At 60.3% G+C, this 14,902-nt stretch carries 14 protein-coding genes; 4 read left to right on the forward strand and 10 right to left on the reverse strand.

The genetic code is table 11. The annotated features are described in order from the left end of the window. Window position 1: 1 nt before the first annotated feature. Window positions 2–706, forward strand: coding sequence for a YafY family protein (locus tag AU074_RS03700; protein WP_076013543.1), 705 nt, complete (start codon window positions 2–4; stop codon window positions 704–706). Window positions 707–1,190: 484 nt separating this feature from the next. On the opposite strand, the gene AU074_RS03705 is transcribed toward AU074_RS03700, so the two are convergent. Then, window positions 1,191–2,024 (reverse strand): oxidoreductase, encoded by an 834-nt coding sequence (locus AU074_RS03705; protein WP_076013544.1) that lies wholly within the window; start codon window positions 2,022–2,024, stop codon window positions 1,191–1,193. A 91-nt stretch (window positions 2,025–2,115) separates the two neighbouring features. Further along, window positions 2,116–3,039: a LysR family transcriptional regulator gene (locus AU074_RS03710; RefSeq protein WP_076013545.1), complete on the reverse strand. Its 924-nt coding sequence runs from the start codon at window positions 3,037–3,039 to the stop codon at window positions 2,116–2,118. 110 nt (window positions 3,040–3,149) lie between these two features. Here AU074_RS03710 and AU074_RS03715 point away from each other — a divergent pair, with 110 nt between their 5' ends. Then, entirely contained in the window at window positions 3,150–3,368 is a 219-nt protein-coding gene (locus AU074_RS03715; protein WP_076013546.1) for a DUF2790 domain-containing protein, read from the forward strand. On the opposite strand, the gene AU074_RS03720 is transcribed toward AU074_RS03715, so the two are convergent. The 8 genes from AU074_RS03720 to AU074_RS03755 form a co-directional block, all read right to left on the reverse strand. Continuing rightward, window positions 3,365–4,612: an OprD family porin gene (locus tag AU074_RS03720; RefSeq protein WP_076013547.1), complete on the reverse strand. Its 1,248-nt coding sequence runs from the start codon at window positions 4,610–4,612 to the stop codon at window positions 3,365–3,367. The genes AU074_RS03715 and AU074_RS03720 overlap by 4 nt on opposite strands. Before the next feature lie 30 nt (window positions 4,613–4,642). Continuing rightward, window positions 4,643–5,977, reverse strand: coding sequence for an MFS transporter (locus AU074_RS03725; RefSeq protein WP_076013548.1), 1,335 nt, complete (start codon window positions 5,975–5,977; stop codon window positions 4,643–4,645). 55 nt (window positions 5,978–6,032) lie between these two features. Further along, window positions 6,033–6,794: a 1,6-dihydroxycyclohexa-2,4-diene-1-carboxylate dehydrogenase gene (locus tag AU074_RS03730; protein WP_076013549.1), complete on the reverse strand. Its 762-nt coding sequence runs from the start codon at window positions 6,792–6,794 to the stop codon at window positions 6,033–6,035. A 10-nt stretch (window positions 6,795–6,804) separates the two neighbouring features. Then, window positions 6,805–7,827 carry a benzoate 1,2-dioxygenase electron transfer component BenC gene (benC, locus tag AU074_RS03735; protein WP_076013550.1) on the reverse strand — a complete coding sequence of 341 codons (1,023 nt, stop codon included), beginning with the start codon at window positions 7,825–7,827 and terminating at the stop codon, window positions 6,805–6,807. A 10-nt stretch (window positions 7,828–7,837) separates the two neighbouring features. Further along, complete coding sequence (gene benB / locus AU074_RS03740) at window positions 7,838–8,326, reverse strand: benzoate 1,2-dioxygenase small subunit (protein WP_076013551.1); 489 nt, start codon at window positions 8,324–8,326, stop codon at window positions 7,838–7,840. After that, window positions 8,323–9,699 (reverse strand): Rieske 2Fe-2S domain-containing protein, encoded by a 1,377-nt coding sequence (locus AU074_RS03745; RefSeq protein WP_076013552.1) that lies wholly within the window; start codon window positions 9,697–9,699, stop codon window positions 8,323–8,325. Before AU074_RS03745 ends, benB begins: the two co-directional genes overlap by 4 nt. A gap of 85 nt (window positions 9,700–9,784) precedes the next feature. Next, window positions 9,785–10,744, reverse strand: coding sequence for an AraC family transcriptional regulator (locus AU074_RS03750; protein WP_076013553.1), 960 nt, complete (start codon window positions 10,742–10,744; stop codon window positions 9,785–9,787). A gap of 118 nt (window positions 10,745–10,862) precedes the next feature. Continuing rightward, window positions 10,863–12,263 (reverse strand): DHA2 family efflux MFS transporter permease subunit, encoded by a 1,401-nt coding sequence (locus AU074_RS03755; RefSeq protein ID WP_083676627.1) that lies wholly within the window; start codon window positions 12,261–12,263, stop codon window positions 10,863–10,865. 265 nt (window positions 12,264–12,528) lie between these two features. Here AU074_RS03755 and AU074_RS03760 point away from each other — a divergent pair, with 265 nt between their 5' ends. Both AU074_RS03760 and AU074_RS34740 read left to right on the forward strand, forming a co-directional pair. Next, window positions 12,529–13,374, forward strand: a complete 846-nt coding sequence (locus tag AU074_RS03760; RefSeq protein WP_076013554.1) for an ABC transporter substrate-binding protein — start codon at window positions 12,529–12,531, stop codon at window positions 13,372–13,374. 16 nt (window positions 13,375–13,390) lie between these two features. Continuing rightward, window positions 13,391–14,899: an amino acid ABC transporter permease/ATP-binding protein gene (locus AU074_RS34740; protein ID WP_076013555.1), complete on the forward strand. Its 1,509-nt coding sequence runs from the start codon at window positions 13,391–13,393 to the stop codon at window positions 14,897–14,899. Window positions 14,900–14,902 lie beyond the last annotated feature (3 nt).

Genomic DNA, 14,902 nt, shown 5'->3' on the forward strand with positions numbered 1-14,902 from the left:
CATGGCCAGAAGTGACCGGTTGTTTGAGCTAATGCAAGTGCTCCGCCGACATCGCAGAACGGTATCGGGGCGAACGCTTGCTCAGGAGCTTGGGGTGTCACTTCGCACCATACGTCGCGACGTTTTGACGCTACAGGGGATGGGCGCTGACATCGACGGTGAGCCAGGGCTCGGTTATATTTTGAAGCCTGGCTTTCTTTTACCCCCACTGTCGTTCACAGAAGAAGAAATACAGGCGCTTGTAGTAGGAGCCCAGTGGGTCAGTCGACAGACAGACGATAAATTTGCCTTCGCAGTGAAGAACGCGCTGGCCAAAATTAACGCCGTTTTGCCTTTGGATATGCGTAACACCTTCGAAGATGAGACATTCTACGTAGGCGCCCACTCCCCACCCTCCATTTCAATCGATCTAAGTGAAGTCCGGTTTGCATTACGAGAACAACGTAAACTTTCGATCAATTTGTCGATGGCCCATGCACCTTCGGATAAACAATTTATATGGCCGATTATGTTGGGTTTTATTGATTCAAAACGCTTTCTAGCGGCTTGGTGCGAGGCAGACGATCAATTTAGAGTAATTTCCTTGGAAGACATCGCACAGCTAGAGGTGCTCGACGAGCGCTACTTTCGTAACCGGCGCCAGCTTATTAAAGAATGGCGTGCTCAGGAGATCTTACCTTGTAATGGCCGTGGTGAGATTTGCTAATGGGGGTAACGGATTTAGTTTCAGCCATAAGAGAGGTCGCGTCTGGACGAGCGCCTTATTTTACTGTTTTTCAATGAAGAATATCTAAGCCTTGTCGACCAACGCTTGCGCTGATCGCGAATGAGCCGACTCAACCGCATCTCGCGAATGAAATGCAAAAAGGGCCCCGTCAGGGCCCTTTTGTGCTCAAACACAAATCACTTGGCAGCCAGGACTCGACATTATCGGAGCCGTATTTCGCTTTCCCCTTCAGTCATCTAAATTGCACTCCAAGTGCCGGAGAAATCATATTGACTTCAGAAAAGCCATTTAAAATACATATAAACGGCTGGGGTTTTCGACAAGAATTCGCCGGCGCAGGGATTCGGTCGGTGCGACTGGGGGCAAAATTGGGGGCATGCAAGATAAATTTAAGGCTAAAAACCTTGTTCTAGAGCCAAGTCAAAATGTTTTTTGGGGATCCGGACAGCCTCTGACCCATGACTTAACCATCCGTAGAACGCGTCAGCGCCTCCCACTGATCGATATCCCGCAGGGATTGCCGCAGTTTTTCCCGCACATAACCCAGCGCATCACTGCCCAGCAGCAAATGCGCCGGTGGGTGGTCGCTGGCAATCAGCGTCAACATCGCCTGCGCGGCTTTTTGTGGGTCACCCAATTGATGGCCGCTTTTTTCTTCCCGCGCCTTGCGCACCGGATCAAAGCTCGCATCGTAGTCGGCAATGCTGCGTGGCGTACGCTGCATGGACCGCCCGGCCCAATCGGTACGAAACGAACCCGGCGCCACGGCCGTGACAAAGATGTTGAACGGCCGGAGTTCTTTGCTCAGGGTGTCGGAGATGCCTTCCAGCGCGAACTTGCTCCCGCAGTAGTAGGCGATACCCGGCATGGTGATCGTGCCGCCCATGGACGTGATGTTGATGATGTGCCCACGGCGGCGCTGGCGGAAGTACGGCACGAAGGCCTTGGTCACGGCAACGGCGCCGAACACGTTGACGTCGAACTGACGGCGCATGTCCTCCAGCGGCGACTCTTCAAAAATCCCCTCATGGCCGTAACCCGCATTGTTCACCAGGACGTCCACCGGGCCGAAGCGGGTCTCTACCGCGGCGACGACGCTGTCGATCCGCTCAAAGTCCGTGACGTCCAGAATTACGCCATGGGCGCGTTCCGCCGATAACGCTTCGAACGCCTGCAGGGCTGTCTCATTGCGCACAGTCCCGATGACTCGGTGGCCGGCAGCCAACGCCTCTGCTGCCAGCGCTTTGCCAAAGCCGCTGCTGATGCCGGTGATGAACAGTGTTTTTTGAGTACTCATGAAAAATGGCTCTCGGTGGATGTGCCCCCATGGTAGTCAGGTAAGCACTGTCGACCTATGCCGGTAACTCTATGAGGTTTGCCTATTCCTATTAGCCTCGGGGAGCCTCAATCACGTTCACCTGCTCCGCCAGCAACACCGGCAATTGCAGCTGCAAAAACGCGACCCACGTGCGCACCTTGGCATCCAAAAAACGCCTCGACGGATACACCGCGAAAATGCTGCGCTCCCTTAGCCGATAGTCGGGCAACAGCCGTACCAGCGAACCTTCCCGCAGTGCCGCGCTTGCACTGAAAAACGGCAACAAACTGACGCCCATTCCTTCCTGCGTCGCCTTGACCATCGCATCCGCCACGTTGGTCCTGAAGGTGTCCCCCGGCGCAATCGCAACCTCGCCCTCTTCACCTTTGAACACCCAGGCATCCTCCTGGAAATCCTGAAGGTGCAGGCGTCGGTGCTGCATCAGTTGCTGCGGACTCTCGGGCACGCCGTATCTGGCCAGATACCCCGGCGCCGCACACAGGACGCTGAACAACTGCCCCACCGTCTGGCTCACCAGCGCTGAATCCGGCAGTGAATGGGCGATGGAGATCACCACGTCGTGGCCCTCTTCAAGCGGGTCCGGGTTGTGCTGTGACAGGGTCAGCTCGATGGACACGTCCGGGTATTGCTCGCTGTAGCGGGCAATCAACGGGGTGATCAGCACGCCAAGCCCGCTCATACAATGCAGCCGCAACCGCCCGCGCGGGTTGAGGTGTGCGCCGCTGGCCTCCGCGGTGGCTTCCCTCACGTCCTCAAGAATGTCGCGACAGCGCAGCAGGAACCGCTCGCCTGAGTCGGTAAGGCTCAGGCGTCGGGTGGTGCGTTGCAACAGGCGGGTCTCAAGGTGTTTTTCCAGCTCGGCGATCAACCGCGACACGTGTGCGCCGGACATGTCCAGAGCCTCGGCCGCCGCAGCAAAGCTGCCTGTGTCGACAACCCGGGCAAACACCTGCATGCCATTGAGCAGATCCATCAGTGTTGCCCCTCGATTGCTACCTGATACGTACGAGTCATTCACCTGTTCCTGTCTTTATCCCGCTGTGGCGATCACTAAAATGAACCCTACTCACAGAGGGACTCATCATGAATATCAAATGGCTCAGCTTGATCCTGCTCTTCAGCGCCACCGGCGCCATGGCGGCCGGCAGCAGTGAAGCGCCGGATATCCAGCGCGTTGTTTCACTCACACCCGTGCCCGGCAGTTGCCAGGTAGAACCGGCGACGATGGTTTATCTCGACAGCCAGGGCGTCAGCCACACCGTCAACTACCAGGTCATGGGTACTTGCCAGGGCGGGGTTTAAAGCAGCTTCCAGGTGTAACTGAGGATCAGCCGGTTCTCGTCGATATCGCTGCGATAGTTTGAACGGGCCATGACGTTACGCACCCGGATGCCCAGGCCGCTCAGCGTGCCGCTTTGCACCACATAGCCGATATCCAGGTCGCGCTCACGATCCTTGCCTTCGTAACCGGCGCCGGTCGTCACGTTATTACCGGAGATATAGCGCACGGTGGTGGTCAGCCCCGGAATGCCCAACGCCGCGAAGTCGTAGTCGTACCGCGCTTGCCAGGAGCGTTCGTCGGTGTAGGCGAACTCGTAGGTGGGCACCTCGTTGCCCAGTGGCGAAATGTTGGCGAAGACCCGTGGGAACGCACTGTCGCCGTACATGGCTTGATAGCCGACGTAGAAGATATGGCCGCCATGCTTGGCCGACAGCAGCGAGAAAAACGCCTGGTTGTCGATCTTGCCGAGCAGTTTGTCGCCGTCTTCCCGGGCATCGTAGTAGCCGAGGTTGGCGCCGAGTATCCAGTTGCCCATCGGCTGGCTGTGTTTGAGGCCGACAAAGTCCTGGCGGTAGATGTCCTTGAGTTGGCCATGCCAGTAGCTGACGCTGGTGCGGTTGGTGTTGAAGGTGTAGTCGCCGCCGACATAGTTGAACGCATCACTTTCTGCCCCGCGTTGCGGCACATGGCCGAGCATGGCGATCATCTTCTCGTCGCCGGCTTCGTTGCGCAGGCTGGTGGTGGTCAAATGCCCGGCCTGTAGCGTCAGGCCCGCGATTTCGCCGGAGCTGACACTCACGCCCTGGTAGCTGGGCGGCAACAGGCGAATGTCACTGAAGGCCAATACCGGCAGGTTGGGTTGCAGTTCGCCAACCTTCAATTCGGTTTTGGAGAGTTTCGCCTTGAAGGTCAGGCCCAAACGGCTGTAGTCGTCCGGGGCACTGCCATCGCCCTTGACCGGGAGCAAGCCGGTATTGGTCCGGTCCGGGCTGCTGTCGAGTTTGAGCCCCAGGGTGCCTAGGGCATCCAAACCAAAACCCACGGGCCCCGGGGTATAGCCGGATTTGTAGGTCAGGATAAAACCCTGGCCCCACTCCTGCGCCTTTGATTGCTTGTTGGCGCCCACGATGTCCGAAAAGTCGCGGCTGAAATAGTAATTGCGGGCCTGCAAGGTGGCTGTGGAGTCTGCGAAAAAACCACCCTCAGCCGCCGTCGCCGCAAGGGGCATGCCCAACAGGGACAGCCAGATACGTTGTGTATTCATGTCGTTGCTCTTAGTTATTGTTATCGACAGTTATTGCGCCGGGGCGGCGACCACCTCTGGCCGGCCTCGACGTTCATTCAGGGCGTACCCCGTCATCGCCAGCACAGCGATAGCCCCAGGAATGGCAAAGGCCATGAAGTTCAGGTGCAGGGGCAACTCAATGCCCATCAGTGCGCCGCCCAACAGCGGACCTACGATGGCGCCCGTGCGGCCAATACCGGAAGCCCAGCCGAGGCCAGTGGCTCGAATGTTCAAGCCATAGAGTTGTGCGGCACCGGCGTACAGCAGGATCTGTGTGCCGATGGTGGTGGCGCCCGCAAAAAAGATCAGCAGATACAAGACCGGCATCGGGCTATTGATCCCCAGCAGGCTGATGGAAACCAGCGCGGCGATGAAGAAGCCGATCACCACCTTCACCAGGTTAAGCCGGTCACACAGCCAGCCGCCGACGAGCGCCCCGGCAATGCCACCAAAGTTCAGCGCCAGCAGGAAGGACAGGCTCGACCCCAAGCTGTAACCGGCACCCGCCATCAGCTTGGGCAGCCAGGAACTCAAGGCGTAAACCATCAACAGGCAGCAGAAAAACGCGACCCAGATCGCCGCCGTCCTCAGGCCCAGTCCATGGCGGAACAACTCCAACACGGAGGCACCTTTGCCTTTTCCGGTGCTGATGTGCAGCTCATCTTCCGGGTTGATCGAAATGTGCGGCGACAGGCGCTTGAGCAGCGCACGCGCCTGCTCCTGTCGGCCCTGACGGATAAGGAACCCGATGGATTCGGGCAGCCAATACACAATCAATGGCATGAGCAGCAGCGGGATGGCCGCCGCGAAGAACATGGACGGCCAACCGAAACGCGGCAACATGAAAATCCCGACCCCGGCCGAGAGCATGCCGCCCAGCGAATAACCGCCGAACATCACTGCCATCAGGATGCTGCGCATTTTCTTCGGCGCGTATTCAGTAATCAGTGCGGCCGCGTTGGGCATCAGCCCGCCGCAGCCAAGCCCGGCGATAAACCGGCAAATACCAAATTCAGTCGGGCTGCTGGCAAAACCGTTAATCACGGTGGCGACGCTGAACAACGCAAAGCAGATGGCGATGCCTTTGCGGCGACCAAACTTGTCCGCCAGGCTACCGAAGATCAGCGCTCCGAACATCATGCCAAACAGGGCGTAACTGCCCAGCGCGCCGGCCTGTAAGGGCGTCAGCCCCCATTCCGTCATGATCGATGGCAAGACCACGCCATAGATAAACAAGTCATACCCGTCAAAGATCAACAGCAAGGCACACAGGCTGACTACCAACCAGTGGAAACGGTTGAAACGGGCGTTGTCGATAATCGAATTAACGTCATGGGTACGCATGGCAATGCTCTCTTTATTGTTGTTGTGAGTCAGTGTCTGCAGGTACAGCGATGGGTCAGCCGAGGTCGCCGCCTCCTACCGGCAAGGTGACGCCCGTGATGTAAGAAGCCTCATCGGAGGCGAGAAACAGAATCGCGCCGGCTTGTTCGTCGATGCTGCCGTAGCGCTTCATCGGGCTGCTGTCGAGGGTCTGGTCGACAATCTGTTGGTACCAGACGCGCTCTTGGTCGCTCTGGGGCTGTCTGTTGCGCGGGATCCGGCGCGGTGGTGCTTCGGTGCCACCCGGCGCGGTGGCATTGACCCGAATGCCGCTGCCGGCGGTCTCCAGGGCCAGGCATGCGGTCAGGGCGTTCACGCCGCCCTTGGCCGCGCCATACGGCACGCGGTTCACCCCACGGGTGGCGACGGACGAGACATTGACGATGGCGCCGCTGCCCTGCTCCAGCATGTAGGGCAGCACGCAATGGCAGCACCACAGCGTCGGAAACAGCGAACGACGCACTTCAGCCTCGATTTCGTTCTCGGCGTAATGTTCGAACGGCTTGGCCCAGATGGTCCCGCCGACGTTGTTGACCAGAATGTCGATACGCCCGAATCGCGCCTTTGCGGCGGCCATCACGCGCGCGCATTCGGCGTGCTGTTCAAGGTCGGCAGTGAGGACCAGCGCCCGCTCATGCTGCAACTCATGCACGAGCTCCGAGCGGTCGACCGCCACCAACCAGGCGCCCTCTTCCAGCAAACGCTCGGCGACACGCCGGCCGATCCCCTGGGCGGCGCCGGTCACCAGCGCGACCTTGGTGTTGAAACGTGGGTTCATGGGGCTTTCCTCAGGCGGCGTCGCCGGTGACGATGGCGTTGGGTGTGAACTTCTCGTAATGGAAGCTGGCGGGCGTTACGCCCTGGTTCTTGAAGTGCTGGCGTACTGCATCGACCATCGGCGGCGGCCCGCACAGGTACACATCCACGTCGCCGTCGTTCAGCACGTCGTCGGCCATGTGTTGGGTGACATAGCCCTGCTGCGGATGCGCTGTCTGTGGGTCGGCCACGCAGCTGACAAAACTGAAATTGGGCAGGCGTTTGGCGAAGGCTTCCAGCACGTCGACCATCACCAAATCCTGATCCCGCGTCACGCCGTAGATCAGCCTGACCGGCCGGGTTTCCCCACGTTCGGCCAGCACTTCGAGCATCGACAGGAACGGCGCCAACCCGGTGCCGCCCGCCAGCAACAACAACGGCCGCGCCACTTCACGCAGGTAGAAACTGCCCAGTGGTCCGGTCATCGGTACGGCGTCGCCCGGCCGGGCGCGGTCCAGCCAGCCACTCATCAGCCCGCCGGGCACATGCTTGATCAGGAAGCTGGCGCGTTTGTCACCGGGCTTGCTGCTGAAGGAATAAGAGCGGGTCTGCCCGCTGTCGGGCACGCCGATATTCACGTATTGGCCCGGCAGGAACACCGGCGCCTGGTCCAGCTCGAAACTCACCTCCAGGGCGGCATCGGCATGCCGGGTAATGCTCGCCACCGTCGCGGCAAACTGCGCGGTGCCGGTCTTGCACGCACCGGACGGCACCGGCACGGCAATCACGCAATCGGATTGCGGCACCATTTGGCAGGTCAGCACCTGGCGCTCGCCGGCTTCATCCTCGCTCAGGGCGTCTTCGATATAGTCGTCGCCCAAGTCATAGGCGCCGGTTTCACAGCGGCATTTGCAGGTGCCGCACACACCGTCCGAGCAGTCCATGGGCAGGTTGATACGTTGGCGAAAGGCCGCGTCGAGGACCTTTTCACCCACCTTGCAGTCGATGAAACGGGTCACTCCGTCCTCGAAGTTCAGGGCAATGGAGTACGTCATGGGCGTGTCCTCAGATGTGGTAGATATCGATGACCTGATGGATGTAGTCGTTTTTCAGCACCACCTTCTTGCGCGTGATCAGCGGCTGTTCGGCGCGGATGTCCAGGCGATAGAACGAGGTGCCGAAGTACGTATCCGTGGTCTTGTAGCGATGGCTGAGGGTTTGCCAGTTGAAACGCAGCTCCACGTGTTGCCCGTCATCGGCCAGCACTTCGAGGTTGGTGATCAGGTGCGCGGTGCGCGGCTCCGGGGTGCTGGCGCTGGAGCGCTCGGTCTTGATCCGGAACACGCGGTCTTCCAGGCCGTCGCGGCTGGGGTAATAGATCAGCGAAATTTCGCTCTGGGGGTCTTCGGTCAGGGTGTCTTGGTCATCCCAGGCCGGCATCCAGTACTCGACCTTGGGTGAATAGCATTCGAGCCATTCGTCCCACTGGCGGTCATCCAGCAGGCGCGCTTCGCGGTACAGAAAGTCCAGCAGGCGGTCGCGGGAAGCACTCATGACAGCACCTCCTTGTCCGTGGCGATCAAGCCTTGCTGCTCACGCTCGATAGCGCGTTGCAGGCTCTGGGCCCAATGGGCGTGCTGGCGGACGAACAGCCCTTCGTCCTCAGTTTTGACGCCACTGAGCTGCGGGTTCATGCCCATGGCCTTGGCGTTTTCGTCGGCGCCTTCCACCCACTGTTTGGCGCCGCGGCTTAGGTCATTCCACAAGGTGGTCGCGCCCTGGTAGCCGGTCTGGCAGGCGCGGAACTCTTCCAGGTCGTCCGGCGTACCCATGCCGCTGACGTTGAAGAAGTCTTCGTACTGGCGAATGCGCGTGGTGCGTTCCTGGGCACTTTCGCCCTTGGGCGCCATGCAGTAAATCGTGACTTCGGTCTTGTCCACCGCAATCGGCCGCACCACGCGGATCTGCGTGGAGAACTGGTCCATCAGGTACACATTCGGATAGAGGCACAGGTTGCGGGTTTGATCGACGATAAAGTCCGCACGTTCCTGGCCCAGACGCTCGGCCAGCGCTTCACGGTGAGCATGCACCGGGCGCACTTCAGGGTTGAGCAGCCGCGTCCAGAGCAGAATATGCCCGTGCTCGAAGGCGTAGACGCCGCCCAGGCTTTTCGACCAGCCATTGGCGTCGACGGTGCGCGTACCTTCGGCTTCGTAGTTGCGGCGGCCCATGGTCGCCGAGTAGTTCCAGTGCACGGAGCTGACATGATAACCGTCGGCGCCGTTTTCGATCTGCAGCTTCCAGTTGCCGTCATACACATACGACGAACTGCCCCGCAACACTTCCAGGCCCAGCGGTGCCTGGTCGACCATCTGGTCGATGACCACCCGGGTTTCGCCCAGGTAGTCGCTGAGTTCCGGTACCGTCTCGCTGAGGCTGCCGAACAGAAAGCCGCGATAGTTTTCGAAACGGCCAAGGCGCTTCAGGTCGTGGGAGCCGTCACAGTCGAAGCTGTCGGGATACGCGCCGGTCTTGGCGTCTTTCACTTTGAGCAGTTTGCCGGCGTTGCTGAAGGTCCAGCCGTGGAACGGGCAGGTAAACGAGCCTTTGTTGCCTTGTTTACGGCGGCAGAGCATGGCGCCACGGTGGGCGCAGGCGTTGACCAGGCCGTGCAGCGTGCCTTGCTTGTCGCGGGTGATGACCACGGGCTGGCGGCCAATCCAGGTGGTGAAGTAGTCGTTGATCTCTGGCACCTGGCTTTCATGCGCCAGGTAGATCCAACCGCCTTCGAAAATGTGCTTCATCTCCAGGGCAAACAGGTCGGGGTCGGTGAAGATGTCGCGGCGGCAGCGGAACACCCCGGTGGCGGGATCTTCCTGGACGGAGTCGCGCAGTTGTCGGGCGAGTCGGTCGAATGTGCTGATCATGGGGTAGGCCCTCGGTTGTTCTTGTATCAGGCCCCACCACCTTATGTGCTTGCCCTACCCCTCAATATCCGCTGACTGCAATTCGCTATCCGCCTGGCGCAAGCCGACGCTTCCATGTCTGCGAGGGCAACTCGCCGAAGCGTTTGCGATAGGCTTCGGAGAACCGCCCGAGGTGTACAAACCCGTGATCCAGCGCCACCTCGGTGACGCTGCGCGCCGTGGCCAGTTGCAGCATGGTGTGCACCCGCTCCAGCTTGCGTTGGCGCATGTAGTCCCGGGGCGACAGGCCGACCTGGCGTTCAAACAAGGTATACAGCGACCGCTCGCTGACCCTGGCGATGGCCATCAGTTGTTCGACGCTGATGTCGTCCGTCAGGTGCTCCTCGATAAACTGGCGCACCGCTTCAAAGCCGCCGCCTTGATCGGGCCGCGGGATCACCCGCAGGACGTTACTGGCCAGCAGCGCCAATAACTTATTGGCGACGATGCGCTCGTACAGGCCCTGCACTTCCGGTTCGGCAGCGTTTTCGGCCTCATGGCAGATCAGCCCCAGCAGTTGCAGGAACCCGCCCATTTCAGTGAGTGCATGGCGCGGCGCCGCGAAACGGATGCCCGGCTGCGGTAACGTCCAGTGCTGTTCAAGGCAGGCGTTTTCCAGCAGGCGAACCGGCACTTTGACGATGAATTTTTCGCAGTCGGCGGAATAGGTCAGGTCCACCGGGTCATCCGGGTTGATCAGCAGCACTTCCCCCGGGCCCAGCACCTGCTCTTCGCCACGGGAGTTCGAGCGGCAGTGGCCGTGCAGCAGGATTTGCAGGTGGTAGATGGTTTCCAGCGCCACCGACGTCACCCGCACCGGCGCACCGTAGCTGATGCGGCACAGGTCCAGGCTGGAGAAGGTCCGGTGACTGATGCTCGCCTGCGGGCGGCCCTTGGGGGGCAGGCGGATGCAGTGGCTGCCTACGTGCTGGTTGACGTAGTCGGACACGGCATAGGCATCTGCACGATCGAAAATCTGGCTGCGCTCACTCAATAGCACGGTCATGGTTGCGCCTTTTATTGTTATGGGCCCTGCGTGTGTACTTCACCGCAGAGTGATGCGGGGGACGCAAACCGTCCAATATTCAATAGGTGTTGCTTCATACCCCGAAGGTATCGTGGGTTCACTTGCGTTGCAGTACCGACTCCCCGGCCTGAGGCGGCAAGCGCAGGTTATCCAGCAACGCCACGCCGGCAATCACCGCTACCAACAGAAACGTCAGCTGGAAATCGGCGGTTGCGGCCTGCCCGGTATTGCCGTGAAAAATCATGGCAAAACGTAACAACAGCGCGCCAATCGCCACGCCCATGGCCATGCTCAGCTGGAAAAACATACTGAACAAGGTTGAAGCATCGCTCATCTGCGCCTTGGGTATATCGGCAAACCCGAGGGTGTTGAACAAGGTGAACTGCATGGAGCGTGACAGGCCGCCCACGAACAGAATGAACAGGATCAGCGCCCAGCTCATGCGCTCATCCAGCAACGCACAGGCGGCAATCGCCAGTACGCCAAGGATGCCGTTGATCATCAACACCGGACGAAAACCCCAACGTTGCATCACCCAGGTGGTGAACGGTTTCATCGCCAGATTGCCGGCAAATACCGCGAGCACCAGCAATCCGGCATCGAAGGCCGAGAGACCGAACGCCAGTTGAAACATCAACGGCAGCAGGAACGGCAGCGTGCTGATGGCCACCCGGAAAATCGACCCGCCACACAGGCACACACTGAAGGTGCGCACGCTCACCACACCCAACGCCAGTAACGGCTGGGCATGCCGGCGCATATGGCGCCAGGCAAACGCACCGAGCATCACGCCTGCGCCACTGAGCAACAGGCCCTGCAACAAGCTGCCACGGCTTTGCCCGAGCAGTTCGACACCGTACAACAGCGCCGCGCTGGCGACGCCCACCAGCAAGAAACCGCTGAAATCGAAGGTGCGGGCAGTGACCTCGTCGTGCTTGGGGATCAATACCAGCGTGGCAATCAACGCCAGCAGGCCCAGCGGCAGGTTGAGGTAGAAAATCCACGGCCAGGACGCGTGGGTGACGATAAACCCGCCCACCGGCGGCCCGAGTATCGGCGCCACCAGGCCGGGCCAGGTGATAAATGAAATCGCCCGCACCAGGTCTTTTTTCTCGGTGCTACGCAGCACCGCCAGGCGCCCCACCGGCACCATCATGGCCCCGCTGATGCCCTGCAACACGCGCGCGGCAACGAAGGTTTCGAGGCTGTCACTCCAGCCGCACAGCAATGACGACACGCTGAACAGCACAATCGCCGAACCGAATACCCGCCGCGAACCAAAGCGGTCGGCCAGCCAGCCGCTGATGGGAATAAACACCGCAACGGCGAGCATGTAGGCGCTCATGCCGATATTCACGTCCACCGCCCCCACCCCGAAGGTTTTGGCGATGTCCGGCAACGCAGTAGCGATCACCGTGGCGTCCAGGTTCTCCATGAAAAAGGTGACGGCGACCAACAAGGCAATCAAGGTTGAGCGGCGTTGGGAGATCGACGTCATTGCTGTTCACTCAGGGTTTCGTAGCGGCACTTTATCAATAAGTGCGCGCGTGATGCCCCGCAATATTCCCGCCCCACAACGTAGCGCGTGGTAACGAATCGCCCCGATTTGGTGTGCGCGCCTACAAAAAAAGCCCTCGCCACCCATCAAAACTCATCAAAAAACCCTTAACCAATCTACTTGGCACGATAAACGCGTACCCACTAATACAGGATTGTTGAACAATCATGACTACCCCCTGAATCCAGCAACCGAGGCGACGAACATGCAAAAAGGTCTGAAGGGCAAGAACACCAAGCGCACCCTGGGGCTAGCGATCACCCTGGCGTGTGTGGCACCGCTACTGTCGGCTGCCGAGGTCAAGGGCACCCTCAAGCAGGGCGAGCTGTCGATCGGCTCCGACCTCACCTACCCGCCTTACACCTACCTTGAGCAAAAGACCCCCGCCGGTTTCGACCCGGAGTTCATGCAGTTGATGGGCAAGCAACTGGGGCTGAAACCGCGCTTTCTCGACACCCGTTTCGCCAACCTGATCCTCGGCGTCAACGCGCAGCGTTTCGACGTGGTGGCCTCGGCGCTGTATGTCACGCCCGAGCGCGCCAAACAGGTGGATTTCCTCAGCTACCTGAAGACCGGCTCTTCGCTGATGGTGCTCAGCGCCGGTGACTTCAAACCCCAACGCCCGGAAGACCTGTGCGGCAAGCGCGTCGGGTCGATCAAGGGCGCGTCGTGGGTGCCGAAGCTGAACAAGGTTTCGGCGGACTACTGCCTCCCTGCGGGCAAGCCGGCGATCGAGTCGCGTGAGTTCCCGACGTCTCCGGAAGCCGCCCAGGCCCTGCTCGCCCAAGCGGTCGACGTGCAGATGGAAGACGCGGCGGTCGCCAAGATCACTGTGGAAAAACTGCAAGGCAAAACCGTGATCAGCTCAAACGAATTGATCTACCCGGTGGTGGTCGGCCTGGCAGTGCGTAAAGAAAACCCGGCACTGCTCCAGGAACTGACCAGTGCCCTGAGCCAGATCAAGCAGGACGGCAGCTACGGCAAGCTGCTTGCGCGCTACAACCTGGCCGAGCCGAACGCCGCCGAAATCACTGCGGCACTGGGTAACTGAAACGCGGAGCACCTTTATGCAATTCGATTGGCACTACACCCTGGGCCTGTTGTGGAACGGCGACTTCTGGCGCGCCGTCGGCACTGTGGTCGAACTGAGCCTGGAAACCTGGCTGCTGGGCATTGTGCTGGGGTTTTTCCTGGCCCTGGCCCGGCAGTCTGAACGGCGCTGGCTGCGGGATTGCGCCGGGGTCTACATCTGGTTCTTCCGCAGCCTGCCGTTACTGGTCCTGTTGATCTTTGTCTACAACCTGCCCCAGGTGTTTCCGTCCACCAGCGTGGTGTTGTCCAACCCTTACTCCGCGGGCCTGATCGCCCTGGTATTGAGTGAGGCGGCCTACATCGCCGAGATTCATCGGGGCGGCTTGCTGGCGGTGGTCAAGGGGCAGCGCGAAGCCGGCAAGGCGTTGGGCGTGGGTTATCGCGGCGTGCAGCGCCTGATCGTGGTGCCCCAGGCGCTGCGGGTGGCATTGCCGACACTGGCCAACGAATACATCACCATCGTCAAGCTGACCTCGCTGGTGTCGGTGATTTCGCTCTCGGAAATCCTGCTGGTGGGCCAACAGCTCTACACCCAGAACTTCCTGGTGATGGAGACCATGCTGGCCGTGGCATTCTATTACGTGTTCATCGTGACGGTGTTCAGCTGGCTGCTGCGGGTGCTTGAAAACCACTTGGACGTGACCCGCCGCAAACCCAAGGCAATCGCGCCCGCTGAACTCGACCAGGTGGCGACGCGTCGTGCCTCCGGCCAGGCCGAGCCCGGCGAGTTTGCGTTGCAGGCCCGCGCAGTGCGCAAGGCCTATGGCGAGCTGGAAGTGCTCAAGGGTGTCGAACTGAATGTGCGCTGGGGCGAGGTGGTGTCGATCATCGGCCCGTCGGGCTCGGGCAAGACTACGTTGATTCGCACCATGAACGGCCTCGAAAGCCTGGACCGTGGCGAAATCACCCTGCAAGGCCAGCCGTTCCTGCGTGGCACTCAGGAGCCCCAGGGTGCGCTGGGTCACAAGGTGCATATGCGCGGCATCGTGCATGTCGGCATGGTGTTCCAGGGGTTCAACCTGTTCCCGCATAAAACCGCCCTTGAGAACGTGATGCTCGCGCCCGTCTACCATGCCCATGGGGGCGGCGAAGAACTGCGCCTGTTGAGCCTGGCCCTGCTGCGCAAGGTCGGCATGCTGGAGCACGCCGGCAAGTACCCGCATCAATTGTCCGGCGGCCAACAGCAGCGTGTGGCAATTGCGCGCGCCTTGGCGATGCGGCCGTCGGTGATGCTGTTTGACGAACCCACCTCAGCCCTCGACCCGGAGCTGGTGGGCGACGTACTCGCGGTGATCGAAGAGCTGGCTCGCGAAGGTATGACCATGGTCATCGTGACCCATGAAATGAACTTCGCGTTCAAGCTCTCCGATCGTGTGGTGTTCATGGAAGGCGGCGAGATTATTCAGGACGCCCCGCCGCGTGAAATGCTCGAACAACGCAGCGAACGCATGACCAAGTTCCTCAAAGACGTCCAACTGGCGTGAGCC

The organism is Pseudomonas sp. ATCC PTA-122608 (genome assembly GCF_001952855.1).
Classification (GTDB): Bacteria; Pseudomonadota; Gammaproteobacteria; order Pseudomonadales; family Pseudomonadaceae; genus Aquipseudomonas.